The 23,942-nt window shown below is 67.9% G+C and carries 25 protein-coding genes; 14 read left to right on the top strand and 11 right to left on the bottom strand.

Annotated features, from left to right (window positions below; translation table 11 throughout):
* The first annotated feature begins 7 nt into the window (after positions 1–7).
* From ACKN61_RS14415 to ACKN61_RS14405, 3 genes are all read left to right on the top strand, one after another.
* Positions 8–160, top strand: coding sequence for a hypothetical protein (locus ACKN61_RS14415; protein WP_161786141.1), 153 nt, complete (start codon positions 8–10; stop codon positions 158–160).
* A 50-nt stretch (positions 161–210) separates the two neighbouring features.
* Complete coding sequence (locus ACKN61_RS14410; protein WP_051885236.1) at positions 211–681, top strand: hypothetical protein; 471 nt, start codon at positions 211–213, stop codon at positions 679–681.
* Between the two features lie 307 nt (positions 682–988).
* A complete protein-coding gene (locus ACKN61_RS14405) occupies positions 989–1,975 on the top strand; it encodes an LLM class flavin-dependent oxidoreductase (protein ID WP_408950112.1) in 987 nt (328 codons plus the stop codon).
* 857 nt (positions 1,976–2,832) lie between these two features.
* On the opposite strand, the gene ACKN61_RS14400 is transcribed toward ACKN61_RS14405, so the two are convergent.
* From ACKN61_RS14400 to ACKN61_RS14385, 4 genes are all read right to left on the bottom strand, one after another.
* Positions 2,833–3,255 (bottom strand): FKBP-type peptidyl-prolyl cis-trans isomerase, encoded by a 423-nt coding sequence (locus ACKN61_RS14400; protein ID WP_408953830.1) that lies wholly within the window; start codon positions 3,253–3,255, stop codon positions 2,833–2,835.
* A 189-nt stretch (positions 3,256–3,444) separates the two neighbouring features.
* Positions 3,445–3,996 (bottom strand): SRPBCC family protein, encoded by a 552-nt coding sequence (locus ACKN61_RS14395; RefSeq protein WP_408950111.1) that lies wholly within the window; start codon positions 3,994–3,996, stop codon positions 3,445–3,447.
* 45 nt (positions 3,997–4,041) lie between these two features.
* Positions 4,042–4,461, bottom strand: coding sequence for an ArsR/SmtB family transcription factor (locus ACKN61_RS14390; RefSeq protein ID WP_408950110.1), 420 nt, complete (start codon positions 4,459–4,461; stop codon positions 4,042–4,044).
* Between the two features lie 91 nt (positions 4,462–4,552).
* Complete coding sequence (locus ACKN61_RS14385; protein WP_408950109.1) at positions 4,553–5,371, bottom strand: helix-turn-helix domain-containing protein; 819 nt, start codon at positions 5,369–5,371, stop codon at positions 4,553–4,555.
* Between the two features lie 132 nt (positions 5,372–5,503).
* On the opposite strand from ACKN61_RS14385, the gene ACKN61_RS14380 reads away from it, so the two are divergent.
* Positions 5,504–5,908, top strand: coding sequence for a hypothetical protein (locus tag ACKN61_RS14380; RefSeq protein ID WP_408950108.1), 405 nt, complete (start codon positions 5,504–5,506; stop codon positions 5,906–5,908).
* Between the two features lie 186 nt (positions 5,909–6,094).
* A complete protein-coding gene (locus ACKN61_RS14375) occupies positions 6,095–6,739 on the top strand; it encodes a hypothetical protein (protein WP_408950107.1) in 645 nt (214 codons plus the stop codon).
* A gap of 72 nt (positions 6,740–6,811) precedes the next feature.
* Here ACKN61_RS14375 and ACKN61_RS14370 read toward each other — a convergent pair whose 3' ends face one another.
* From ACKN61_RS14370 to ACKN61_RS14355, 4 genes are all read right to left on the bottom strand, one after another.
* Positions 6,812–7,291, bottom strand: a complete 480-nt coding sequence (locus tag ACKN61_RS14370; RefSeq protein WP_408950106.1) for a GNAT family N-acetyltransferase — start codon at positions 7,289–7,291, stop codon at positions 6,812–6,814.
* A 7-nt stretch (positions 7,292–7,298) separates the two neighbouring features.
* The gene (greB, locus tag ACKN61_RS14365) at positions 7,299–7,814 is read right to left on the bottom strand and encodes a transcription elongation factor GreB (RefSeq protein ID WP_408950105.1); all 516 of its coding nucleotides are present in this window, start codon (positions 7,812–7,814) and stop codon (positions 7,299–7,301) included.
* 10 nt (positions 7,815–7,824) lie between these two features.
* The gene (locus ACKN61_RS14360) at positions 7,825–8,325 is read right to left on the bottom strand and encodes a copper resistance protein NlpE (protein ID WP_408950104.1); all 501 of its coding nucleotides are present in this window, start codon (positions 8,323–8,325) and stop codon (positions 7,825–7,827) included.
* A 162-nt stretch (positions 8,326–8,487) separates the two neighbouring features.
* A complete protein-coding gene (locus ACKN61_RS14355) occupies positions 8,488–10,023 on the bottom strand; it encodes a helicase HerA-like domain-containing protein (protein ID WP_408950103.1) in 1,536 nt (511 codons plus the stop codon).
* 241 nt (positions 10,024–10,264) lie between these two features.
* Between ACKN61_RS14355 and ACKN61_RS14350 the strand changes: the two genes are divergently transcribed.
* The 5 genes from ACKN61_RS14350 to ACKN61_RS14330 all read left to right on the top strand — a co-directional run bounded on the left by ACKN61_RS14350 (position 10,265) and on the right by ACKN61_RS14330 (position 16,207).
* Complete coding sequence (locus ACKN61_RS14350) at positions 10,265–11,845, top strand: transglycosylase SLT domain-containing protein (RefSeq protein ID WP_031370906.1); 1,581 nt, start codon at positions 10,265–10,267, stop codon at positions 11,843–11,845.
* A 27-nt stretch (positions 11,846–11,872) separates the two neighbouring features.
* The gene (locus ACKN61_RS14345; protein ID WP_408950102.1) at positions 11,873–13,090 is read left to right on the top strand and encodes a M50 family metallopeptidase; all 1,218 of its coding nucleotides are present in this window, start codon (positions 11,873–11,875) and stop codon (positions 13,088–13,090) included.
* Between the two features lie 8 nt (positions 13,091–13,098).
* Entirely contained in the window at positions 13,099–13,773 is a 675-nt protein-coding gene (locus ACKN61_RS14340) for a lysoplasmalogenase (protein ID WP_408950101.1), read from the top strand.
* Between the two features lie 109 nt (positions 13,774–13,882).
* The gene (locus ACKN61_RS14335; RefSeq protein WP_408950100.1) at positions 13,883–14,347 is read left to right on the top strand and encodes a hypothetical protein; all 465 of its coding nucleotides are present in this window, start codon (positions 13,883–13,885) and stop codon (positions 14,345–14,347) included.
* A gap of 90 nt (positions 14,348–14,437) precedes the next feature.
* The gene (locus ACKN61_RS14330) at positions 14,438–16,207 is read left to right on the top strand and encodes an XVIPCD domain-containing protein (protein WP_408950099.1); all 1,770 of its coding nucleotides are present in this window, start codon (positions 14,438–14,440) and stop codon (positions 16,205–16,207) included.
* 48 nt (positions 16,208–16,255) lie between these two features.
* On the opposite strand, the gene ACKN61_RS14325 is transcribed toward ACKN61_RS14330, so the two are convergent.
* Genes ACKN61_RS14325 through ACKN61_RS14315 form a run of 3 tightly spaced genes read right to left on the bottom strand, consistent with a single transcriptional unit; the run spans position 16,256 to position 18,784 of the window.
* A complete protein-coding gene (locus ACKN61_RS14325; RefSeq protein ID WP_408950098.1) occupies positions 16,256–17,251 on the bottom strand; it encodes a hypothetical protein in 996 nt (331 codons plus the stop codon).
* Positions 17,252–17,291: 40 nt separating this feature from the next.
* A complete protein-coding gene (asd, locus tag ACKN61_RS14320) occupies positions 17,292–18,140 on the bottom strand; it encodes an archaetidylserine decarboxylase (RefSeq protein ID WP_408950097.1) in 849 nt (282 codons plus the stop codon).
* On the bottom strand, positions 18,137–18,784 hold the full coding sequence (locus ACKN61_RS14315; protein WP_408950096.1) for an SCO family protein: 648 nt from the start codon (positions 18,782–18,784) through the stop codon (positions 18,137–18,139). The genes asd and ACKN61_RS14315 overlap by 4 nt, the downstream gene beginning before the upstream one ends.
* A 326-nt stretch (positions 18,785–19,110) precedes the next feature.
* On the opposite strand from ACKN61_RS14315, the gene prmB reads away from it, so the two are divergent.
* The 4 genes from prmB to ACKN61_RS14295 all read left to right on the top strand — a co-directional run bounded on the left by prmB (position 19,111) and on the right by ACKN61_RS14295 (position 23,930).
* On the top strand, positions 19,111–20,040 hold the full coding sequence (gene prmB, locus ACKN61_RS14310) for a 50S ribosomal protein L3 N(5)-glutamine methyltransferase (RefSeq protein ID WP_408950095.1): 930 nt from the start codon (positions 19,111–19,113) through the stop codon (positions 20,038–20,040).
* 612 nt (positions 20,041–20,652) lie between these two features.
* Positions 20,653–21,768 (top strand): chorismate synthase, encoded by a 1,116-nt coding sequence (gene aroC / locus ACKN61_RS14305; RefSeq protein ID WP_408950094.1) that lies wholly within the window; start codon positions 20,653–20,655, stop codon positions 21,766–21,768.
* Positions 21,761–22,801 (top strand): 2-hydroxyacid dehydrogenase, encoded by a 1,041-nt coding sequence (locus ACKN61_RS14300; protein WP_408950093.1) that lies wholly within the window; start codon positions 21,761–21,763, stop codon positions 22,799–22,801. Before aroC ends, ACKN61_RS14300 begins: the two co-directional genes overlap by 8 nt.
* Positions 22,802–22,907: 106 nt before the next feature.
* Positions 22,908–23,930, top strand: a complete 1,023-nt coding sequence (locus ACKN61_RS14295) for an aspartate-semialdehyde dehydrogenase (RefSeq protein WP_031370895.1) — start codon at positions 22,908–22,910, stop codon at positions 23,928–23,930.
* The last annotated feature ends 12 nt before the right edge of the window (positions 23,931–23,942 follow it).

Raw genomic sequence — 23,942 nt, 5'->3', positions numbered from 1 at the left:
AGCTGGCATGGACATCGTGGCGATCGTGATGGTGGCGTTGGGGCTGTACCTGGCCTTCAAGCTGGTCGGCTTCCTGCTGAAGTCGGCGATGTGGCTGCTGGTCCTCGCAGGGCTCTACTACCTGATCGCACCGCTCGCCGGTTGGCCCGTGCCCTGGTGAGCGCCGCTGCGCCGTCGTCTTCGTCCCCGTCGCAAGGAAACCGACTCGCCATGAACGACCGCACCGACGCCGTACCCGCCCATTGGCACGCAGACACCCAAGACGCCGGCCGCCTGGTCCGGGCCGTTTACGAATGCATTTCCGGCCCGGCCGGCACGCCGCGCGACTGGGCGCGGTTCCGTTATCTGCAGCACCCGCGCGCGCTGAGCCTGCGCACCGTGGTCGAGGCCGACGGCACGACCCGCGCCGCGGTGTTCGACGTCGACAGCTATATCGCCGACGTCGAGGCCTTCTTCGCCGGCAACGACTTTCACGAAGTCGAGACCGACCAGCGGATCGAGCGCTTCGGCCAGATCGCCCATATCTGGAGCAAGTACGAGGCGCGGCCGACGCCGGACTCGACGACCGTGCTCAAGCGCGGCGCCAACAGCATCCAGCTCTGCCACGAACAGGGGCGCTGGTGGGTGTTCTGCACGGTCTGGGACAACGAGCGCGAGGGGCTGCGCTTCGATCTGTTCTGAAAGCATCAGCGATAAGCGCAGCGCCATCGCCGCAAGCGCCGCGTCGGTTTTCCGGGCCCCTCTCCGGCACGTGGGGAGGGAGCGCAGCATGTAAGCGATGAGCTCGCACGGTCCCGAACGTTCTGTGTCCGGGCCGGGGTGGGGTTGAAGCGAGGGCCGCAACCCAGCGCCCGACATCAACACGTCGCCACCGCCGCGTCAGCGTCGTCTACGCAACACAGCATCGCGTCCGATCCGGGCGGGGCAGCACTGAATTCGCCCCGCATCGCCCCCAGATCGAAAGCAACTACGTTCCGAGCGCGATCGCATGCTGCCGTTTTCCGTACTCGACCTGGCACCCGTCACCGAAGGCAGCGACACCCGCCAGGCCTTCGCCAACAGCCTCGACCTGGCCCGACATGCCGAGCGCCTGGGCTACAACCGCTATTGGCTCGCCGAACATCACAACATGCCGGGCATCGCCAGCGCCGCGACCGCGGTGCTGATCGGCCATATCGCCGGCGGCACCTCGACCATCCGGGTCGGCGCCGGCGGCATCATGCTGCCGAACCACGCGCCGCTGCAGGTCGCCGAACAGTTCGGCACCCTGGCGTCGCTGTACCCGGACCGCATCGATCTCGGCCTCGGGCGCGCTCCAGGCACCGACCATGCGACCGCGCGCGCCCTGCGTCGCTACTACGACGGCGCCGACAGCTTTCCGCAGGACGTCAGCGAATTGCTGCATTACTTCGAACCGGTGCAACCCGGGCAGGCGGTGCGCGCCGTGCCCGGCGCCGGCCTCGAAGTGCCGGTGTGGCTGCTGGGATCGAGCCTGTTCAGTGCGCGCCTGTCGGCCGCCCTGGGTCTGCCGTTCGCCTTCGCCTCGCATTTCGCCCCCGACGCGATGGACGAAGCCCTGAGCCTGTACCGCCGCGACTTCCAGCCCTCGTCGCGGCTGCAGCGTCCACACGCGATGCTGGCCTTGAACGTCGCCGCCGCCGACGACAGTGCCGCGGCCAAGCGTTTGTTCACCACCCAGCAACAAGCCTTCGTCAACCTGCGCCGCGGCCGCCCGGGTTTGATCCCCCCGCCGATCGACGACATCGAAACCTTCTGGACCCCGATCGAAAAAGCCGGCGTCGCCCAGGCCCTGGCCTGCGCCGTGGTCGGCGATGCCGCGGAAGTGCGCGAGGGCATCGCCGCCTTCATCGAACGGCACCGGCCGGACGAATTGATGCTGACGGCGAATATCTACGATCACGCGGCGCGGTTGCGTTCGTTCGAAATCGCGGCCGAGGTTTGTCGTGCGATGTAGATCGATTGTAGGAGCGACGTAAGTCGCGATCGCGGGATGCGCAGACGTTGGACCGCCGTCGAGATTGATCGGAGCTGTTAACTATCGCGGGGTAGGAACGATGCAAGTCGCGACCACGCGCCTTGCAGGCGCCGCGCTCCTACCCTGGTAGCGTCGTTGTTCTTGTTCTTGTTCTTGCGCTTGCTGTAGCTGTGCGTCGCTCGGCACTCGCGAAGGCAATGGAAGACCCGGAGGGCGGCGCGCAGGGATGCGCGCCGTTTTTCATCGGGACAGGGATGTCCCGTATGAAAAATCCCTGCGTCGGCACCGCTCGTGCGGGCCTGTGATTCAAAGAAAAGCATTTTTCTTTGGTTACCTTTGACCGAAGGGAATCCAGACGGACTTTTGTTGCTTTAGACAAAAGAAAGTTACCCGCCGCTTTAGTGGCGGAAGCTTTTATCGTTTGGTCTTGCTTCCATTAAAGCCACAGGCAAGTGCGAAGTACCCCTGTAGGAGCGACGTAAGTTGCGACCACGCTCTGCCGGCCTCCGGCACAACCCTTCAAGAAAGAGCAGAGCTTCCGTCCGCTACGCGGTCGGGTTACTTTCTTTTGCTAAGCCCAAAAGAAATGTAACCAAAGAAAAGGGCTCTCCTTGCAAGGGCACAGGCCACGAGTGCGATGCCCGCGCCGGGATTTTCCGATAAGACGTCCCTGTCTTATCGGAAAACGCCGCACGTCCTGTGCGGCGCCCTCCGGGTCTACTGTTGACCGGCAAAGCAGCAAAGCGGCAAAGCAGATCAAAATCTCGGCAACGGCAACGGCAACGGCAACGGCAACGGCAAAAGCAACGGCAGCAACCGCAACCGCGCTACGCGCCTCAGTGCTTCTGCACCCGCAACAACTCCACCTCGAACACCAAGGACGCATCCGGCGGGATCACTCCGCCGCCGGCGCCTTCGCGGCCGTAGCCCATCTCCGGCGGCACCATCAGGATGCGCTTACCGCCCACGCGCATGCCGGCGACGCCGTCGTCCCAGCCGCGGATCACGCGGCCGGCGCCGAGCAGGAAGTCGAAGGGCTTGCCGCGGTCGAGCGAGCTGTCGAATTTAGTGCCGTGTTTGTCGGCGGCTTTCTCGTCGTACAGCCAGCCGGTGTAATGGACGATTACGTCCTGGCCGGACTGGGCCACTTCGCCGGTGCCGACGCGTTCGTCGATGGTCTGGAACTGGGCGATGCGGCCGCTGAAGACCTTCGGCGCCGCCGCTTCTTCCTGCGACGCCGGCTTGCGGCAGGCGCTCACGGCGACGACGGTCGAAACCAGGGCCAAGGCCAGCGGCAGGGCGCGCGCCCAACGGTGCAGGCGCGAGGGAACCACGTTCGCGGACGAGGAGGATGTGGAACGACCGATGGACACGCGCGACCTCTGAGTTTTCGCCGACAGGAAGGCAAGCTTAGCCGCTGTCGGCGAACCCCGTGCAGCCGAGCCGGCTCACGGCGAAGGTATGCGCCGTTCGTACTCGGCCTCGACCCGGGTATGGGTGCGCCAGAAGCCCTGCGGTTCTTCGCCCGACAGCAGCGCGATCAGGATGCCCAGGTGGGTATGCCAGCCGCCGGCGACGCTGATCATCATGGCGCGGTCGGCCAGGCGACTATGGGTCACGACCAGGCGCACGCGCTCGCCTTCTTCGGCGAGTTCGAAGCGCACCTCCGAGGGCGGCACGTCGCTCCAGGTGTAGCTGAGCAGATGCGGCGGGTCGAACGCGGTGATCTGGCCTTGTTCGCGGTGCTCGCCGCCGTACTGGGCGTACTTCGCCGGCGGCGGGTCGTCGTCGCGGGTCAGTCGGTCGTTGTTGAAGACCAGTTCGACCGCACCGCCCAGACGCAGGTCCATGTCGCCGGCGGCAAGCCAGCGGCGGCGTTTGTCGGATTCGGTCAGATAGGCCCAGACCCGATCGATCGGGCCGGGCAGCAGGCGTTCGATGCGCACCGTGTCGGCGGCGGTGACGGTGCCGTAGTCGTCGTGAGTCGTGGACAAGCTCATGGCGGTCTCCTGAGGCCGCAAGCGCGGCCAGGGTGGGGGTAGCGCTCAGGCGCGGGGTTTGCGTCGCGCGGTGGCGGCGGTTTTCTTCCTGGCCGCGGACGGCTTGGCCTTCGGCGCCGACGCGCCGGACGCGGCTTGGTCTTCGGCGCGCAACAGGGCTTCGAGGCTGTCGAGGCGGTCGTTCCAATAGCGTTCGTAATGACGCAGCCACTCGAAGCCGCCGTGCAGCGGCCCGGCTTCGAGGCGGCAGACGTGGGTGCGGCCGAGCACGGTGCGCTGGACCAGGCCGGCGCGTTCCAATGCCTTGATGTGCTTGGAGGCCGCGGCCAGGGTCATGCGATAGGGCTCGGCGAGTTCGCCGACGCTGTGCTCGCGTTCGGCCAGGCGATGCAGCATCGCCCGCCGGGTCGGGTCGGCGAGGGCATGGAATACGGCGTCGAGCCGCGCGGAGCGATAGTCAACCATGAGGTTGAATATCCGTCTCGCCGGGGCGATTGTCAACCGATTGGTATAATTTTGGCCTGAGCGCCGACGAGCGGTCAGCTGGCGGCGAGGATCAATGCCCGGCGAACTGCGCCGGCTCCAGGCTGGCGCCGAAGGCGCGCATCGCCTGGGCGGTGGCGGCATCGGCAGGGAAGAAGGATTCGATCGCCAGCTCCGACAAGGTGACTTCGAGCGGAGTGCCGAACACGGTGATGGTGCTGATGAAGGCGAGGTCGCCGAACTCGCTGCGCACGCGGAACGGCACTGCGACGTGCGCCGAGGCGGTCAGCTCGGTTTCGTCGTAAGGATCGTCGCAGGGGTAGGCGACCAGTTCGTCGTACAGCGCCGACAGCACCGGATCGCGGGTGGTGTCGGCCAGGTGGCGCAGGCGGTGCAACAGGTGCGCGCGCCATTCGCCCAGGTTGATGATGCGCGGCGCCAGGCCTTCGGGGTGCAGGCTGACCCGCAATACGTTCGACGGCCGGGCGAGCAGGAAATCGGGGATACCGGCGAGCAGCGGCGCGACCGCGCGGTTGTGCATGATCAGGTTCCAGTGCCGGTCGACCGCCAGTGCGGGATGCGGCTCGTGCCCGTACAGCACCATCTCGATGGCGGCGTGCGCCTCGCGCAGGGCCGGGTCGTCGAGGGAGCGCTCGGCGTACATCGGCGCGAGACCGGCGGCGGTCATCAGTTGGTTCCTCTCGCGCAGGGGCACGTCGAGGCGGTCGGCCAGGCGCAGCAGCAAGGCGCGGCTCGGCAGCGAGCGCCCGGTCTCGATGAAGCTGACGTGGCGGGTCGAAACCTCGGCCATTTCGGCGAGATCGAATTGGGTCAGACGGCGACGCTGGCGCCAGTTGCGCAGCAGTTCGCCTACGGGGCGGAGATCGTTCATGCGGCCACGATAGCCCGACGACCCGGTCGACGGCATTACCTGGCAGGTAATCGACCGGCCGCGCTCGCAGGGGTGTGATGGCTCCCGAATTCCACACCAACCGTCCATCCGCGAAACTTTCAGGAGTCGACCATGGCCATCGCCACTCAAGCTCGTCCTTCTTCTCTTCTGCGCCGTGCGCTGCTCGCCGACGCCGTCATTTCCGGCGCGGCCGGCGCGTTGCAACTCGCCGCCACCGGACCGTTGTCCGGCATGCTGGCCATCGAGGCGGGCTGGCTGCAGCGCAGCGGCGTCATTTTGCTGGTCTGGACCGCCTTCCTGGGCTGGGTGCTGACCCGCAAGCCGGTTTCGTCGTCGTTGGCCTGGACGGTGATCGGGCTCAATCTGGCCTGGGTCGCGGCCTCGATCCTGGTGCTGGTCGAAGGCGCGATCGCGCCGAACCCGCTGGGCATGGGCTACGTGCTGGCGCAGGCGGCGGTCGTGGCGATCTTCGCCGAGCTGCAGTTCTTCGGCCTGCGCAGGCAGTCGCGTGGCTGAGGCGAGCGGCAGGGCGCTGCCTTCGGCTGGATTGCGCACGCGGCGCCCGCATAACGGCTCTCACATGACGGCTCTCGCCCCGGCGAGGGCCGTTGTCGTTTCGTCCCCGTGGCCTGAACGCGTTAGATTGCACGTCAGATCAATCGTCCGGCGTAACCTGCGCCGACGATGCCAAGGGGGAATGCGATGAAACCGATCCTGTGTCTGTTGGCAGTGGCGTTGCTGATCGCTGCGCCGCTATCGGCGCAACCCGGTCCGATCCCGGCGATGAGCGCCGAACAAGTCGCCGGCATGCTCGACGGCGGCAACCGACTGGAAAAGCGCATCGACGGCGACCTCAACGGCGACGGCGACATCGACACGGTCTTCGTCGGCCGCGGCGAGGACCAACGCAGCCTGATGGTCTGGCTGGCGTATCGCAGCGAGGTCGATTTCGGCCATCAACCGGTCGGCACGCTGCAACTCGATCCCTATCCGCTCGGCGATGCCGGCCTGTCGATCCGCAAGGGCGTGCTGGTGATCGAAGACCTGACCGGCGGTACCACCGCGACCCAGTCGACCTATCGTTATCGCTACGACCCCAAGGCCGAGCGCATGCGCCTGATCGGCCTCGACGCCGAGCGCTACAGCCGCACCAACAGCCACGGCACGGTCAAGTTGAGTTGGAATCTGTTGACCGGCGACCGCATCGTCGAACGCGGCGAAGTCAACGACTCGGGCCAGGGCGATCAGGCCATCGATTACGCGCCGGCCAAGCGCGACAAGCGACCGAGCAAGCCGCTGTACATGGAAACCACGCCGAATCCGGATTCGCTGCTGGAGTCTTTGTAAGACGGCCAGGGATGGCGTCGCCGCGCCTGCCGATCTGCGCCGAATATCAGGGCGGTCGCGCCATCGACCCGATCAGGCCTGCGGCGCCCGCCACCGCATCGGCGTCGACGGTATGCCGCCGCGCGCCTGCTCCTCGCCCTGAGCCTCGAAGCCCAGGCGCAGATAGACGCCGACGGAGTGGCGCGAAGCGTTGACGGTGACCTGCGCGGGCCAGGCGTCCTTCAATAAGGGATGCGCGCGCAGGCCGGACCAGAGCCGACGCGCGATGCCGCGGCGTTGCAAGCGGTCGTCGACGAACAGGTTATAGAGATGCGCCGGCAGGCGCAGCGCGGCCACGCCGACGATGCGGCCTTCGGCTTCGGCGACGAGGTAGGCATGCCCGGCGAGCAGGCGTTCGCGGGTGGCTTTGGCGCCCATCGAGGCGGCCAGGAGGGCGCGGCCGTCGCCATCGCAAAGCGGAAAGATCCAGTGCTGCGCCGAAGCCAGGACCAGGGCGCTGATGGCTTCGGCGTCCGCCGCCGTGGCGATCCGCAGGCTGACCTCGTCCGTCATCGGCCGCTCACTCGTCGGTGGGCGGCCGATAGGCGACCTCGACGATCGCGTAACGTTGCGGGCCGGCCGGCAGCATCGCCTCGAATTCGTCGTCGATGCGGCGCTTGAGCATGGCCCGCGCCAGCGGCGAGTCGATGCTGATGTGGCCGAGCTTGGCGTCGGTCTCGTCCGGGCCGACGATGCGGTAGCGCGCCAGTTCGCCGTTGGCGACGTTTTCGACCTCGACCCAGGCGCCGAAGAACACCGAGCGCGGGTCGCTCGGCGTGGTCTCGATGACATGTAGCAGCGGCAGGCGCTTGCTGAGATAGCGCACGCGCCGGTCGATCTCGCCGAGCTGCTTCTTGCGGTAGATGTATTCGGCGTTTTCCGAGCGATCGCCCTCGGCCGCCGCGGCGGCCAGGGCTTTGACGACTTCCGGCCGGCGCACGCGCCACAGGTCGTCGAGTTCGTGCTTCAGGCGCGCGTGGCCCTCGCGCGTGATCAGCGCGGTGCTGTGTTCGGCAGGAGGGCGCCAGCGGGCCATGGGTGCTCGCTTACTGCGCCGCGCCGACGCGCTTGAGGTTGTAGTTGAGCTGCGAGTCGATCGCCTTGCCTTCCTGGTCGAGCAGGCGGATCTCTTCCTTGGAAACGACTTCGAACAGGCGGTCCTGGTCGCTCTTGCTGTTCGGGTCCAGGCGCAGGCGCTTGCCTTCTTCCTCGGCGGTCCAGGTGCCGTCGCCCTTGGCGTTGCCGTCCTTCTTGCCCTGGTAGGTCTCTTCGATGGCGTAGGTGCCGTCGCTCTTGAACTCGACCTTGGTGTCGATGCCGGCGCAATCGGCGCAGGGCAGGGTGCCGCTGAAGCTGCCGGCGAAGGCGGCCACGTCGAAGCCGGTCTTCGGCACTTCGGCCGGAATCGGTTCGGGCGCAGGGGCTGCCGGTGCGGCTTCGGCGGCCTTGGGCGCATCGGCCGGAGCGGTCGGCGCGTCGGCGGGTTTATTGCATGCGCTCAGGGCGAGCGCGGCGAGGCAGGCGAGAGCGAGCGATTGCTTGGTCATGAGCGACTCCTGGTCGGGATGGTGGAAACGATCGATGAAACCGAGTGCGGGTGCTGCGAATAGCGAGTGCTGCGAAGAGCGGCGCTGCGAAGAGCAGGGAAACCGGGGCGCGGCCTGCCCGGGCGGCCGCGCAATGCGGTCGCGTCGGGCCGTGCCGGACGACTAGCGCTTGCCGCCGAAGATGCCGCCGAGCAGGCCGCGCAGGATCTGCCGGCCGATCTGGTTGCCGACCGTGCGCGCGGTCTGCTTGGCCATGGTCTCGACCATGCCCTGGCGGCGCTTGGTGCCGAACACCGCGTCCTTGATCGACTGGCCGATGCCGCCTTCCTCCTGGTCGTCCTGCTCGCGGGTCTTGGCGGCGGGGGCGTCGGCCTGCACGGCGGCGGTTTCGGCCCGCTTGGCCAGCATTTCCGCGGCCGATTCGCGGTCGATCGAGTTGTCGTACTTCGGCCCGATCGGGCTGCTCGCACGCAATTGCGCGCGTTCGGCCTCGGTGATCGCGCCCATGCGGCAGCGCGGCGGCGCCACCAGGGTGCGCTCGACCGGCATCGGCACGCCCTTGTCCTGCAGGGTCGAGACCAGCGCCTCGCCGGTGCCGAGCTGGGAGATCACCTCGGCGACCTTGAGCGCCGGATTGGGCACGAAGGTTTCGGCCGCGGTCTTGACCGCCTTCTGGTCGCGCGGGGTGAAGGCGCGCAGCGCGTGCTGCACGCGGTTGCCGAGTTGGCCGAGGATGTTGTCGGGGATGTCGTCGGGAAATTGCGAGCAGAAATACACGCCGACGCCCTTGGAACGGATGATGCGCACGACCTGTTCGACGCGTTGCTGCAGCGCCGGCGGCGCGTCGTCGAACAGCAGGTGGGCCTCGTCGAACACGAACACCAGCTTGGGCCGGTCGAGGTCGCCGACTTCGGGCAGTTGCTCGAACAGCTCCGACAGCAGCCACAGCAGGAAGCTCGAATACAGGCGCGGCTTGAGGATCAGCGAATCGGCGGCCAGGATGTTGATGACGCCGCGGCCGTCGCTGGTGGTGCGCATCAGGTCGTTCAGCTCCAGCGCCGGCTCGCCGAAGAAATGCGCGCCGCCTTCCTGTTCCAGGCGCAGCAACGAGCGCTGGATCGCGCCGACCGACTGGGTGCTGACCAGGCCGTAGCTGGTCGAGATGTCCTTGCGCTCGTCGGCGACCAGGCCGAGCAGGGCGCGCAGGTCTTCCAGGTCGAGCAGCAGCAGGCCGCGGTCGTCGGCGAGCTTGAACACGATGTCGAGCACGCCGGACTGGGTGTCGTTGAGTTCGAGGATGCGCGCGAGCAGGGTCGGGCCCATTTCGCTGACGGTGGTGCGCACCGGATGGCCGAGCTTGCCGAACAGGTCCCAGAACACCGCCGGGTTGCCGGCGGGGGTGAAGTCGGCGATGCCGATCTCGCCCAGGCGCGCCTGCAGCTTGTCGTTGAGGGTGCCGGGCATGGCCAGGCCGGCGACGTCGCCCTTCACGTCGGCGAGGAACACCGGCACGCCCTGGCGCGAGAAGCCTTCGGCCAGCGTCATCAGGGTGACGGTCTTGCCGGTGCCGGTGGCGCCGGCGACCAGGCCGTGGCGGTTGCCGAGCTTGGTGTGCAGGAACACCTGGCCGCTGTCGGGGGTGGTCACGGCCTTGCCGATCAGGATGTCGTTCTGGGTTGCGCCGGGGGTCGAAGCCATATCCGCGTCCGTGATCCATGAAGAGAAAGCGAAGGGCCGATTCTAGCGGCAGCGTGGTGAGGTTCGTGAACCGTGACAGGGGCCGGCTCGCGCGCCGGCGCGACCGGGGTCGCGATTCGCCGCAGACGTCGCTGGAATGAACCCGGCAAACACGGAAAAGCCGGCAACGTCGTGTTTTCTTGCCGCGCCCGGACCCCGCCGTTACCCTGGGCCCCCGCAACAAGGACCTGCCGCCCGCCACATGCCTGCTTCCCTCCGCATCCCGGGCGCCCTCGCGCCGTTCGCCGCCGCGCTCGCGCTGTCCTGTCTTTCGCCCGATGCCGCCGCGCTGTCCAAGCGCGACCAGGCCGCCGTCGATGCCCTGACCCAGCGCATGCAGTCCGGCGAGGCCCGCTATCAGTCGGCCCTGGTCAAGATCCGCAACGCCGACCCGGCCGGGCGCCGCGAGAGCGATGCCGCGCTCGAGGACATGGAGGACGTGATCGCGGCCTGCATGAAGCAGAAGGGTTGCCAGCTGACCACGATGCTCGCCGGCTACAAGCGCCTGCTCAAGGCCAACGCCGATGCCTCCGTTGCCGGCGGCGACGAAGAACTCGACGAGGGCGGCACGCTCGACAGCGAAGGGCTCGGCGCCGACGTGCCGGAAGCCGCGCGCGCGGCCGCTTTGCTCAGCGACGACGGCCAGCGCTTCGTCAAGATGGTCCAGTACAACCCGGCGGTGCAGGCCGGCATCCGCCGCTGGCTCACCGACATGCGCGGTTCGCTGATCCAGACCCACGAAAACTATCAGTACATGCGCCAGATGATGTGGCCGCAGTTCGAGCGCGCCGGCCTGCCGGAAGCGCTGCTGTTCGGGATCATGGCCAAGGAGTCCAACGGCAAGGTCCACGTGACCTCGCGCGCCGGCGCCGCCGGCCCCTTGCAGTTCATGTTCGCCACCGGCAAGCGCTTCGGCCTCGGCGACGACGGCAGCGGTTTCGACACCCGCTACGACCCGCGCGCGTCCTCCGAAGCCGCGGCTTCGTACTTGAACGAACGTCTGGGCCAGCTCAACAACAGCATCGAGATGTCGCTGGCGGCCTACAACGGCGGCGAAGGCCGCGCGCTGCGCATCAACAATGCCAGCGGTGGGCGCAATTTCTGGGACGAGTCGGTCTATAACCAGTTCCCGGCCGAGACCCGCGACTACGTGCCGATGGTGATCGCGGCAGCCTGGTTGTACTTGCATCCGCGCGAATACGGCCTGCGTTTCCCCCGCATCGACGCCAAGCCGGCGCCGCTGCGCCTGAGCAAGGCCACCTCGATCTACGAGCTGACCATTTGCCTCGGCAACGGCGGCACCCGCGAGGGCTATATGCGCGCACTGCGTAACCTCAACCCGCGTTACCAGCCCAGCAGCTATCTCGCCGCCGGCACCAGCCTCAACGCCACGGTCAAGATGGTCGGCCTGTACAACCGCTGGTGCACCCAGGGCAAGCGCGCCGAGCTCGCCCACACCCTGGTCATGAGCGACGCCAGCAACGCCATCGTCCGCACCGGCCCGCTCACGGTGCTGCCGTCTTCCGACGGCGCCGTCGACGGCACCCTGCCGACCACCATCGCTGCCGGCGAATTGGCCGGCCTGGCCTCGCCGCAAGCGCCGGCGAAGAAGAAGCCGGCGACGCCGCGCGACTACCGCGTCCAGCGCGGCGAAACCCTGACCGACGTCGCGCAGAAGTTCCAGTGCGACACCAAGCAGCTCGCCAAGGCCAACGGCATCAAGGCACCGCGTTATATGGTCAAGCCGGGACAGAAGCTCAAACTCAACGGCTGCGGCCCGTAAGCCGGTCGCCGAACCCGGAGCGAACGCATGGACGCGCCCGCCGACGATGAGCTTGCAACGACCCGGGCGGCGCCCGTCGCCTGGGATTTGTCGCCGCGGTGGCAGAGGTTCTTCCGCGGTCTGGCTGCCGTCGTCGGCGGGCTGATGACCTTCGGGATCTTCCTGTTGTTCCTGGGGCTCGGCTCGCAACGGGAGCTCGGTTTCCCATTCGTGATTCTAGGCATGCTGGTGCCCGGATTGCTGTGCGTACTGATCCTGCACGAGGGCGGGCACTGGCTGGCGGCGCGCTTGGCGGGCATGAAGACCGTATTGATCGGGCTCGGGTGGCTGGAGTTTCAATTGCGCCGCCGCGGCGCGCGCCTGCGCTGGCGCAAGCGGCCGCGCGGCATCGGCGGCTATGTGATCGCCCATCCCGACCCGAAACGCGACCTGCGCCGATCGATGATGCAGCTGGCGCTCGGCGGTCCCTTGATGAATCTGCTGGCAGCGGCGATCTGCGGACTGATCGCGATCTGGCTCGAACGCTCCAATGCGCAGGCGTTCTGGATGCTATGGGCGCTGCTGCACCTCTCCGCCGGGTTGCTCAATCTGATGCCGTCGATGATCGGCGTTTTCGCCACCGATGGTCTGACCTGGCTGCGCGCCTGGCGCAACAGGTCCGACACGTTGCCGGGCGCCACGTTCACCGCATTGCACGGACAAATCGTGCACGGCGAATCGTTCGCCGATTTTCCGGCCGAACTTCTGCAGCGCTTGGCGGAGGAGCCTGAGCCGATGCCGTTGCTCCACGACTGGTTGCTGTGTCAGAGCGCGCTGCAACGGCGCGATCTCGATGAGGCGATGCGACTGTCGGCACGGATACGCGCCTGCTTCGACGCTTACGATGCCTCGATGAAAGCCGAACTCGCCGATCTGCTCGTTCTGAGCTGGGCCGAACAACTGTATACGCATGCTTGGGCGGAGCGCGACCCGTCGTTGATCGAAACGGCCGACCTGAGTTCGCGGACGTTCTGGTATGCCCCTCATCTGATACCGCGCCTGCGCGCCTTGGCCGCTGCGCTGCGCGGCGATCGCGACGGCGCCCGTCTCCTGTTGGCCGTGTCGCGGCGCTACGCGGAAGGTGCGATCGAGTCGTCGCTGCCGGCTTACGAAGCGCGCCTTCGCGGCGAGATCGAAGCCTTGATCGATGGCCTCTCCACCGGTTCGTCGAGCGAACACACCACCACGATGCGGGTGCCGGCTTGAATAACCAGATGCAACCGGTTCCTTCGTCGAATAATCGCTGGCTAGCAGCGATCTTACTGTCGGCCGTACTGGCGATCGCCGGCAGTTATCTGTCGCCATGGCTGCACTATGTATTCAAGCCGCTGACCACGCTGTTGATCGTGGCGATGCTGCTGCGTCGCGGCGGCGAGGGGGAACCCGAAGTCGACGCCGGTACCGGCTACCGGCGCGCGATCCTGATCGGCCTGCTGTTGTCGACCCTGGGCGACGTGTTCCTGATGTTGCCGGGCGACTGGTTCGTGTTCGGGCTCGGCAGTTTTCTGTGCGCCCATATCGCGTACCTGGTCGGCCTGAGCCGGCGCGCGCCCTGGTTTGCCGCAGTCTGGCCGTTTCCGGCGTATGCCGCGCTCGCCGCGGCGGTGCTGTCGGTGCTATGGCCGCATCTGCCGGGGGAGCTGCGGGTCCCGGTGATCGTCTACGTGGTCGTGCTCGCGGCGATGGCGGCGCAGGCCGCCGCGGCATGGCGCCACCGCGCCTCGCTGGCGACCGCCTTGGCTGCCTTGGGCGGGGCGTTCTTCGTCGCCTCCGACGCGACCCTGGCCATCGACCGCTTCGCCGCGCCGTTCGCGGCCGCCTCGGCGGCGGTGCTGGCGACCTACTGGATCGCCCAGACCCTGATCGCGCTGTCGGTCCGCCGCGGCTGATCGCGCTTTGATGCTCTACCGCCCGGTAACCGGACCTGGGCCCGGGAATCGGTTTACTAAAACCAGGGCGCATGCTAAATCGCTGCGCATGGTCCGTCTGGAGTCCGTCATGCTTACAGGATGTAACCGCGCCGCCGCGGCGTTGCTGACCTTATTGTTGTGTTCCTGCGCTTCGGCCGGGGTGCGTTTCGACGGCCAGTGGAGCTATCAGCAGAGCTGCGGCTGGAACCACACCGCCAATCTGGATCTGGCCGGTTTGGGCCAGTCCTATAGCGGCAGCTGGGACGACGGCACCCGCGTCGGCGGCGACAGCGGCAAGCTCAAGGGCGAGCTGCGCGACGACAAGTTGTTCCTGCAGTTTTGCAGCGACACCGGCACGCCAGCCTGCCCGAGTTATGGCGAGGCTTCGGCCTATCTCGTGCGCGATAAGGCGACGGTGGTCTGGTACCGGAAGTTCGGCAGCGACTACAAACCGTATCTGACCTTGCACGAGGCCAAGGCCGGGCAGAAGGTGCCGACCGACGACCAGTGCGCCGACGACGAAGCCAAAGACGACGAACCCAAAGACAACTGAGCCGCGGGCGATGGGGTCCGCACAGAAGGGTCCGAACAGACAGCGAAGCCGCGGGCGCTCCGGCCCGTGTCGCAGCAAGGAGGCTAGACCATGAACCAACCCGCACAGAACGACGCCGCGGCGACGCCGGCCGCGGCCCCGCCGCCGCGCGTCATGACCGACGACGAACGGCGCGCGATCGCCTATTTCTCCATCGGCGTGGGCTCCGAGGGCAGCGTCGGCGGCCGCGACGTCTCCAATCACCTGTCCTTCGCCGGCAACACCGTCAACGGCGTGATGCAGCCGGTCGGCAACAGCGGCTATTCGATCGGCACCTTGCAGACCGACCTGGGCCAGCATCCCGACGTGGTGCCGTCGCTGGTCGATGCCTATCAGGGCTGGGCCCGCGCGAATCATCCCGACCGCGTGCTCAGCGCCGCCGAACGCACCCAGACCATCGCCGACCTCGGCCGCAACGGCAACACCATCACCGCCCAGGGCGGGCGCGCGATGGACGCGCGCATCGAAGGCAATCTCAACGAATTCCTGCGCTCCGACGCCGGCGTCACCTACATCCACAACCGCGACGTCGCCCAGGCCAACGAACTGGTCAGCGGCGTCATGGCCCAGGTCAGCCAGACCGCGCTGTATCGCAATTCCACGCCTGACGACCAAGTGCGCCTGACCACGATGGTGGCCAAGGTCGAGAACCAGAGCGGCACGCGCTGGACCCCGGCGCTGCTGCGCGACATGAACAACGGCACTCACAACACTGTCGCCGACGTCAGCGGCGCGATCGACCGTTTGTTGCCGAGGACCACCGGCGACCGCGACTACATGGAGACCGGCCGCGACGCCGCGCTGCAGGGCGCGGAAGTGATGATCGCGCTGCGCAACGCCGACTCGCGCAGCCCGCTGCACCAGACCTGGCAGGACGTGATGGCCAATCCCCTGGTCAATCCGCGCCAGACCGGACAGGACGCGGCGCGTCCGCATCTCGCCGCCGAGTACGACACCGCCAAGAATCTGTTCCTGCAGAAGGTCGAGGCGCCGGCCTTGATCCACGCGCTCGACCAGGGCGGCGCCTATGCCTATGGCCGTCCGCAGCAGGAAGGCCAGGGCCGGGCAGGGCGCCCGACCGCCGGCCTGTACGCGTCCGGCAACGACTTCGTGGTCTGGAACCGCGACGGCAGCGGCCATTCCAATATCGGTGGCGTGTGGGCGGACGTGGATCGCAACGAGCTGTCGCGAGTGCGCAATCGCGACGGCACCACCGACCTCAGCCAGACCCACAACGGCGCCACTACGCGCCTGCTGCACGTCGATCCGCATGCGCCGGTGCTGCGCACCACGCCGGATCCGGCGCTGCAGCCGGCCGCTCAGCAACCGGCGACGCAGCCGCAGACGCCGGCCACGCAGACGCCGGGCGTGCAGGTGCCGGAGGTTCCGCCGCAGGCGACCCAGCCGCATGCGAACGCGAGCGGACGTGCCGGTCCGGAAGACCCCTTGGTGCAACAAGCACGGGCCCAGGTCAATCAGCTCGACGCGCGGCTCGGGCGCACCCCGGACCAAACCAGCGAATGCATGATCTTCAGCGTCGCCTGCCTGGCCCGCCAGAACGGCTTCGAGCGCATCGACGGCGTGTTCCTGAGCCAACAGACCGAGACCCAGCGCGCCGGGCAGAACGTGTTCGTGGTGCAGGGCGCGGCCAACGACCCGGCCAGCCTGCGCGCGCACATGCCGACCGCCGATGCCACCAATACGCCGGTGCAGGACTCGCAGCAGCGCCTGAGCCAGCTCGGCCCGCAGCAGGCGGCGCAACACGAGCAGCAACACCAGACCCAGCAGCAGGCGCTGCCGCCGCACGCGCGGGGCATGTAAGCCCCGCTGCGTGTCGCTCCGCCGCCGCCTGATGCGACGGCGGTGCGCTTACTGCGGTTTCGCGGCCTCGGGCGCCGCCTTGGCGTCGGACGAGACCGCGTTGCGGGCTTTGTCCCACCAGCCGCCGGCGACCTCGCGGGCCTTGCCGGCGCCGTCCTTGACCGAATCGTTCAAGGGCTTCCAGGCCTGCTCTTCGGCGAAGCGCGTGGTGGTGCGCAGCACGTCAGGCCCTTCTTGCTTGACCGCTTCCCAAGTCAGCACCGCGATCAGGCGCGGCATGAAGACGAAGGAATCGACGTCGCCGCCCTTGGTTTCGACCTTGGCGATGAAACGCGCGAGTTCCTTGCGCACCGGCTCGGGTGCGCTCGGGTCCTGGCTCATGCGCTTGAGCGTGACCAGGCCGTCGCGGGTGCGGCCTTCCTGGAACGCCAGGCCGGCGCGCGGCAGCTCGCTCATCCACGGCTGCTTCAACAGCTGCCCGAGCGCATCGATATGCACCTGGGCGCGGTCCCAGCGCTTCTCGCTCACTGCCAGATAAGTCAGGGCGGCATGCAAGGTGATCACGTGCGCGACCGGCGGTTGATCCGCGCCGGGCGCCTGCGGCGCGGTCCAGACTTTGTCGCTCTCGGTCTGGGCCAGTTGCGGCCATTCCAGACGCTGGAACACCACCGAACGCAGCGAGTTCGCGGCGACGCGATCGAAGCTGCCGCAGTTGCGCGCCTCGACGATGTCGCTTTCGGCCAAGGCGATCGTGCTCTTGTCGGCGACCAACGCGCCGTAGGCAAGCAGCACGTGCATGGCGCAGTAGTCGGCCTCGTCGAACTCGACCGGCGGCGTCTTGCCGCTCCATTCCATGCCTTTTCGGTAGGCGCCGATCGCGCCCGGCAAGCCGCTCTCGGACAGGCGCCGATATTGGGTGTAGGCCAGGCCGTCGCGCAGTTCGAGCAACTGCTCGTTCTCGCTCTTGCTGCTGCAGGCGGCGAGGGCGGCGATCAACAACAGGCAGGCCGCCCGGCGCAGGGCCGGGCGTTGATGAAATGACATGATTCCCCTCCTTGGGTGAGGTTTGCGAAGTCGCAGCGGCTCAGTCGTTGCGTCGGGCCAGGGCTTCGCCCAGGCGCACCGCGGTTTCCGCGCCGAGGCCGTCGGCCAGGTTCGCCACGCCCGGCGGCAACAGCACGATCACGGTCGAACCGTAGTTGAAGCGGGCCATTTCGGCGAAACGTTCCAGCGCGATGCCCTTGCCGCGGTAGTCCTTGCGCTGGACGCGATCGCCGTAGCGGGGGATCTCGACTCCGCTCCAGACCGTTTCCACGCCCGAGACCAACAGCGCACCGACCATGACCATCGCCATCGGCCCGAAGTCGGTGTCGAAGTGGCAGACCAGGCGCTCGTTGCGCGCGAACAGACGCGGCACGTTGCGCACCGCGTCCGGGCCGACGCTGAACAAGCGGCCCGGCACGTGTACGGTTTCGCGCAGAGTGCCGGCCCACGGCATGTGCACGCGGTGATAGTCCTTCGGCGACAGATAGACCGTGGCGAACACGCCATCGCGGAACGGCGCGGCCGCGGCTTCGTCGCCGCCGAGCAGTTCGGTCGCGGTGAACGACTGGCCCTTGGCCTGGAAGATCTCGCCGGCGCGGATCGGCCCGCATTGGCTGATGCGGCCGTCGGCCGGCATCAGCAGGACGCGCGGATCGGCCTCGGGCACGCGCGCGCCGGGCTTCAGCGCGCGGGTGAAGAAGGCGTTGAAGGTCGGATAGACCTGCGCATCGGGCTCGGCGGCTTCGCCGAGGTTCACGCCGAACTTGCGCGTAACCGTATCGATCAGCCACTGCTTGACGCGCGGGTTGGAGGAATAGGCCAGCGAGCGCGCGATCGAGGACAGCGCGCGGTGCGGCAGGGCATAGGTCAGGGTGGTGACGAGACTCACGGGGTCTTGGCTTCGGTCAGTGCGGCGAGGTCGGCGGCGATGGCGTTCGGGTCCAGCGGCGGTCGGATCAGGCCGGCCATGCGGCCCTGCGGATCGAGCACGGCCATGCTGGCGCTGTGGTCCATCGAGTACTGGTCGGCGGGCGCGCCGTCGGGCGCCGGCACCTTGCCGAACACCATGCCGAGCGACTTGGTGAAGGTTTCCAGCGCCGGGATGTCGGCGGTCGCCGCCAGGGTGTCTTTGTGGAAGCCGTGCGCGTACTCGCCGATGCGGTCGGGCGGGTCGCGCTCGGGGTCGACCGACACGAACAGCACCCGCGGACGGGTGGATTCGGGAATCGAATCCCACTGCTTCTGCGCCACCGACAGCTCGGCCAGGGTGGTCGGGCAGACGTCGGGGCAATGGGTGAAGCCGAGGAAGACCAGGGTCCAGTGGCCCTTGAGTTCGCCGGGAATGAGCTGGGTGCCGTCGGACTGGCGCAGCGAAAACGCCGGCAGGGTGCGCGGCGGCTCGAACAGGCGCACCGCCTTGGTCTGCGGCCAGGGCGAAGGGCGGGCGCTGCCGAAGTACTGCTTCGAGGCCCACAAGCCGGCCGCGGCGGCAAGCGCGGCGACCAGAATGATGGCAGTGGTGCGATTGAACATGGCGATTCCGTTTGTTGCGCCGGGGCATGATACCGGGCGCGGAGGCGGGCGCTGGTTTGGTGTGACGGATCGAGGGGCGGGCCGGGAGCGAAAAGCAAATCCCCCCTGCCCCCCTTTTTCAAAGGGGGGACTCGTCTGGAGGATTCGTAAGGAAACTGGGAGCACGTCCAGGCTCGGCCCCTCCAACAGGCCCGGCCGAAACCGCCCCGAAGGGCTTCCCCCCTTTGAAGAGGGGGGGGGGCAGGGGGGATTTGCTCTTGCCGTCCCCCAAGCCCGAATCCACCTCACCCGCTATACTGCGCGCCTTGTTTTGCCCTGGACCCGCCGTGCCCGCTTCCGCCTCCTTCGAACAGCTGACCCTCGTCGACCTGATCCGCTACGGCGCCAGCCGCTTCGGCGCGGCCGGGCTGACCTTCGGCCACAGCTACGACAACGCGCTCGACGAGGCCACCCAACTGGTCCTGCATGCGCTGCACCTGCCGCACGACCTGAGCCCGGTGTACGGCGCCGGGCGCGTGACCAGCGAAGAAAAGGCCAAGGTGCTGGAACTGTTCGAGCGCCGCGTCAACGAGCGCATACCCGCCGCCTACCTGACCGGTGAGGCCTGGTTCGCCGGCCTGAGTTTCAAGAGCGACCGCCGCGCCCTGGTGCCGCGTTCGCCGATCGCCGAATTGATCGAGTCGGGCTTCGAACCCTGGCTCGGCGGCCGCGAGGTCGAGCGCGCGCTCGACCTGTGCACCGGTTCGGGCTGCATCGCCATCGCCACCGCGCATTACCACCCGGAGTGGCAGGTGGTCGGCGCCGACATCAACGACGACGCGCTATCGCTGGCCACCGAGAACAAGGCCCGCCTGCACGCCGATAACCTCGAGCTGCGCAAGTCCGATCTGTTCAAGGGGCTGCAGGGCGAGGTCTTCGATCTGATCGTGACCAATCCGCCCTACGTCACCAACGACGAGACCGACGCGCTGCCGAAGGAATACTCCTACGAGCCCGAGCTCGGCCTGCGTGCCGGCGACGACGGCCTGGACCTGGCGCTGAAGATCCTGCGCGACGCGCCCGATCATCTGAGCGAGCACGGCCTGCTGATCTGCGAAGTCGGCGAGGCCGAACGCGCCCTGGTCGAACTGCTGCCGCAACTGCCGCTGGCCTGGGTCGAGTTCAAGGTCGGCCAGATGGGCATCTTCGTGGCCGAACGCCACGACCTCGTCGAACACCACGACGAAATCAAACGACTCGCCGACGCGCGCGGTTGAGCGTGCGTCGGCGGCCGGTGGCGGGCGACGCGACGCGTCCCCGCAGCGCCTGAACGCTGATACAGCACGCGCCAGGCGCCAGACCGACCGGAATCCGCAAGCGCCCCGCGGCGTCTGCGTTCGTGCACGCGCGCGGATACTCCGGCGTAGGGTCGCCGACCACCTCGCCGCATTGGGCTTCGCTCATCGTTGCAGCGGAAACCTGCGCCGTCGGCTATGGTGGACGAGGTAGGTCGCGATGGTAGTTCGCGCGAGATCGGTGTCTACGGCACACTCCACATCGTCGGTTTTCCCTCACATTCGCGGGAATTCGAGATGAGGCGCGAGTCGCAGGCGATGCGTGTCGCCGTCGCATGCCCGCGCGGTCGGCCGGCATAGAATCCGCTGTCCTCGATCGCCGTCGCCCTGCGAGTCGTGAAGCCGCGCGTCACCGCTGCGTCATACCATCGGCGTAGGCAGGTGGCTGCGTTCGGCGCGCATCGCGATGGCGTCGGCGCAGGACGCACCCCTGCCGCCGCGCATCGGCACGGGCGCTTCGCGCAAGCGACGCTCGCACCGACTCCGCGCACCCCCCACGCCGGACGAGACCGGCACGCATCAGGACTTCGATCAGTGGCCAGCAACAGCTTTGGAAAGCTTTTCACGGTGACGACCTTCGGCGAGAGCCACGGTCCGGCGATCGGTTGCGTGATCGACGGCTGCCCTCCGGGCCTGGAAATCGCGCCGGAGGAATTCCGCCGCGACCTCGATCGCCGCGCCACCGGGCGCACCCGCCACACTTCGCAGCGCCAGGAAACCGACGACATCGAAATCCTCAGCGGCGTCTACCAGGGCCGCACCACCGGCACGCCGATCGCCCTGGTCATCCGCAACACCGACGCCCGCAGCAAGGACTACGGCTCGATCGCCGAGCAGTTCCGCCCCGGCCACGCCGACTACACCTATTGGCAGAAGTACGGCCTGCGCGATCCGCGCGGCGGCGGGCGTTCGTCGGCGCGCGAGACCACCATGCGCGTCGCCGCCGGCGTGATCGCCAAGAAGTGGCTGGCCGAGCGCTACGGCGTCAGCGTGCGCGGTTTCATGTCGCAGATCGGCGAAATCGTGCCGAACGCCTACGACCTGTCGGCGGTGGAAGAGAACCCGTTCTTCTGGCCCGCCGCCGACCAGGTCGGCGAGCTGGAGACCTACATGGACGCGCTGCGCAAGTCCGGCGACTCGGTCGGCGCGCGCGTCGACGTGATCGCCGACGGCCTGCCGCCGGGCTGGGGCGAGCCGATCTACGGCAAGCTCGACGGCGACCTCGCCGCCGCCCTGATGAGCATCAACGCGGTCAAGGGCGTGGAGATCGGCGACGGCTTCGCGGTCGTCGCGTCCAAGGGCAGCGAGCATCGCGACGAGCTGTCGCGCTCCGGCTTCGCCAGCAACCATGCCGGCGGCATCCTCGGCGGCATCAGCACCGGCCAGCAGTTGCGCTGTTCGACCGCATTCAAGCCGACCTCGAGCCTGCGCCTGCCGGTGCGCAGCGTCGACATCCACGGCAACGAAGTCGAAGTGATCACCACCGGCCGCCACGACCCCTGCGTCGGCATCCGCGCCACCCCGATCTGCGAGGCCATGGTCGCGCTGGTGCTGGTCGACCAGGCCCTGCGCCACCGCGCCCAGTGCGGCGACGTCGGCGTGGTCAGCCCGCGCATCCCGGCCCAGTTGGAGCTCGATTCCGATGCCTGAGCGGCCGCGGGTCTGGGTTTCGCAACCGTTGTTCGACGACGTCGTCGCGCGCCTGCGCGAGCACTTCGACGTCGTCGCGACCGCGCGCGTGACCCAGCACGGCCCCGAGGCGATCGCCGCGGCGCTACGCGAGGCCGACGGCGCCCTGGTCACGCTGAACGACCCGATCGGTGCGGCCCAGGTCGCCGGCGCCGCCCGCCTGCGCGCGATCGCCAACGTCGGGGTGGGCTACAACAACCTCGACCTGCCGGCGCTGAGCGCGGCCGGCATCCTCGTCACCAACACGCCCGACGTGTTGACCGAGACCACCGCCGACTTCGGCTGGGCCTTGATGATGGCCGCGGCTCGGCGGATCAGCGAGGCCGAGCACTGGCTGCGCGAAGGTCACTGGCGGCAGTGGAGTTTCGATTCGCTGCTCGGCGGCGACGTGCACGGCACGACCCTCGGCATCCTCGGCATGGGCCGCATCGGCCAGGCCATCGCGCGCCGCGCCGCCGGCTTCCGCATGCGCGTGCTCTACCACAACCGCAGCCGTCTGTCGGAAGCGGTCGAACGCGAGTCGGCCGCGACTTACGTCGGTTTCGAGGAACTGCTGACACGCGCCGATCACCTGGTCCTGGTGCTGCCGTACTCGCCGCAGTCGCATCATCTGATCGACGCCGCCGCGCTGGCGCGGATGCAGCCGCACGCGACCCTGACCAACATCGCCCGCGGCGGCATCGTCGACGAAGACGCGCTGGCCGATGCGCTCGAGCACGGGCGCCTGGCCGCGGCCGGGCTCGACGTGTTCGAGGGCGAGCCGGCGCTCAATCCGCGCCTGCTCGCGCTGCGTAACATCGTGCTGACCCCGCATATCGCCAGCGGCAGCCTCGCCACCCGACGCGCGATGGTCGCGCTGGCGGTGGACAATCTGATCGCGGCGCTGGGCCACGGGCCCGACGCCGGCCGTCCGTCGTCGCCGCTGAACGCCGCGCAGCTTGCCGAGCGCGCCGGCGCCGGCGGCCGCACAATGGGCGCACTGGGCGCGCGATGAAGGCGCAGCCCGCGGCCGAGCTTTTCCGGCGCCTCGCGCGCCGACCCGAGCAACATCCGCCGGAAATGGGTCCGGCGGCTCCCACAAGTCAGGTAAATAGGAACAGATGAACGCCAAGACGTCCTGCAATGTCGCTGTCGTCGGTGCCACCGGCGCAGTCGGTGAAACCATGCTGAAGGTGCTGGCCGAGCGCAAATTCCCGATCGGTCAGTTGCATGTGTTGGCGAGCGAACGCTCGGCGGGCGAGAAAATCCAGTTCGACGGCAAAACCATCGTGGTCCAGGATCTGGCGAAATTCGATCCGAGCGGCGTCGATATCGCGCTGTTCTCGGCCGGCGGTTCGGTGTCCAAGGAATACGCGCCGAAGTTCGCCGCGGCCGGCGCGGTGGTGATCGACAACTCGTCCGCGTTCCGTTACCAGGACGACGTGCCGCTGGTGGTCAGCGAAGTCAATCCGGAAGCGGCCAAGCATCGCCCGCTCGGCATCATCGCCAATCCGAACTGCTCGACCATGCAGTTGATGGTCGCGTTGGCGCCGATCCACCGCAAGGCGAAGCTCGAACGCATCAACATCGCCACCTACCAGTCGGTGTCCGGCACCGGCAAGCGCGCGATGGAAGAGCTCGGCAAGCAGACCGCGGCGCTGCTGAACTTCCAGGAAGCCAAGGCCGAGGTCTATCCGGTGCAGATCGCCTTCAACGTGATCCCGCACGGCGGCGACTTCACCGACAACGGCTACACCACCGAAGAGATGAAGCTGGTCTGGGAGACGCGCAAGATCCTCGGCGACGACAGCATCGGGGTGAACGCGACCGTGGTGCGGGTGCCGGTGTTCTACGGCCACTCCGAGGCGGTGCACATCGAGACCCGCGACAAGATCAGCGCCGTCGACGCGCGCGCGCTGCTCGAGCAGGCGCCGGGCCTGGTGGTGGTCGACGACCCGGTCGGCGGCGGATATCCGACGCCGGTCACGCACGCTTCGGGACAAGATCCGGTTTTCGTCGGCCGCATCCGCGACGACATCTCGCATCCGCGCGGTTTGTCGCTGTGGGTGGTGTCAGACAACATCCGTAAGGGCGCGGCGACCAATGCCGTGCAACTGGCGGAACTGGTCTGGAACGAAGGCTGAGCCCCGTAGCGC

Source organism: Lysobacter sp. Hz25 (genome assembly GCF_046097045.1).
Lineage (GTDB): Bacteria > Pseudomonadota > Gammaproteobacteria > Xanthomonadales > Xanthomonadaceae > Lysobacter > Lysobacter antibioticus_B.
This window is presented reverse-complemented; position numbering and strand designations above follow the sequence as displayed.

Coding starts and splice junctions, on each gene's coding strand:
- ACKN61_RS14415 (WP_161786141.1), top strand. CDS start 8: ATGGACATCGTGGCGATCGTGATGGTGGCGTTGGGGCTGTACCTGGCC.
- ACKN61_RS14410 (WP_051885236.1), top strand. CDS start 211: ATGAACGACCGCACCGACGCCGTACCCGCCCATTGGCACGCAGACACC.
- ACKN61_RS14405 (WP_408950112.1), top strand. CDS start 989: ATGCTGCCGTTTTCCGTACTCGACCTGGCACCCGTCACCGAAGGCAGC.
- ACKN61_RS14395 (WP_408950111.1), bottom strand. CDS start 3,996: ATGAGCTTGTCCACGACTCACGACGACTACGGCACCGTCACCGCCGCC.
- ACKN61_RS14390 (WP_408950110.1), bottom strand. CDS start 4,461: ATGGTTGACTATCGCTCCGCGCGGCTCGACGCCGTATTCCATGCCCTC.
- ACKN61_RS14385 (WP_408950109.1), bottom strand. CDS start 5,371: ATGAACGATCTCCGCCCCGTAGGCGAACTGCTGCGCAACTGGCGCCAG.
- ACKN61_RS14380 (WP_408950108.1), top strand. CDS start 5,504: ATGGCCATCGCCACTCAAGCTCGTCCTTCTTCTCTTCTGCGCCGTGCG.
- ACKN61_RS14375 (WP_408950107.1), top strand. CDS start 6,095: ATGAAACCGATCCTGTGTCTGTTGGCAGTGGCGTTGCTGATCGCTGCG.
- ACKN61_RS14370 (WP_408950106.1), bottom strand. CDS start 7,291: ATGACGGACGAGGTCAGCCTGCGGATCGCCACGGCGGCGGACGCCGAA.
- greB (WP_408950105.1), bottom strand. CDS start 7,814: ATGGCCCGCTGGCGCCCTCCTGCCGAACACAGCACCGCGCTGATCACG.
- ACKN61_RS14360 (WP_408950104.1), bottom strand. CDS start 8,325: ATGACCAAGCAATCGCTCGCTCTCGCCTGCCTCGCCGCGCTCGCCCTG.
- ACKN61_RS14355 (WP_408950103.1), bottom strand. CDS start 10,023: ATGGCTTCGACCCCCGGCGCAACCCAGAACGACATCCTGATCGGCAAG.
- ACKN61_RS14350 (WP_031370906.1), top strand. CDS start 10,265: ATGCCTGCTTCCCTCCGCATCCCGGGCGCCCTCGCGCCGTTCGCCGCC.
- ACKN61_RS14345 (WP_408950102.1), top strand. CDS start 11,873: ATGGACGCGCCCGCCGACGATGAGCTTGCAACGACCCGGGCGGCGCCC.
- ACKN61_RS14340 (WP_408950101.1), top strand. CDS start 13,099: ATGCAACCGGTTCCTTCGTCGAATAATCGCTGGCTAGCAGCGATCTTA.
- ACKN61_RS14335 (WP_408950100.1), top strand. CDS start 13,883: ATGCTTACAGGATGTAACCGCGCCGCCGCGGCGTTGCTGACCTTATTG.
- ACKN61_RS14330 (WP_408950099.1), top strand. CDS start 14,438: ATGAACCAACCCGCACAGAACGACGCCGCGGCGACGCCGGCCGCGGCC.
- ACKN61_RS14325 (WP_408950098.1), bottom strand. CDS start 17,251: ATGTCATTTCATCAACGCCCGGCCCTGCGCCGGGCGGCCTGCCTGTTG.
- ACKN61_RS14315 (WP_408950096.1), bottom strand. CDS start 18,784: ATGTTCAATCGCACCACTGCCATCATTCTGGTCGCCGCGCTTGCCGCC.
- ACKN61_RS14300 (WP_408950093.1), top strand. CDS start 21,761: ATGCCTGAGCGGCCGCGGGTCTGGGTTTCGCAACCGTTGTTCGACGAC.
- ACKN61_RS14295 (WP_031370895.1), top strand. CDS start 22,908: ATGAACGCCAAGACGTCCTGCAATGTCGCTGTCGTCGGTGCCACCGGC.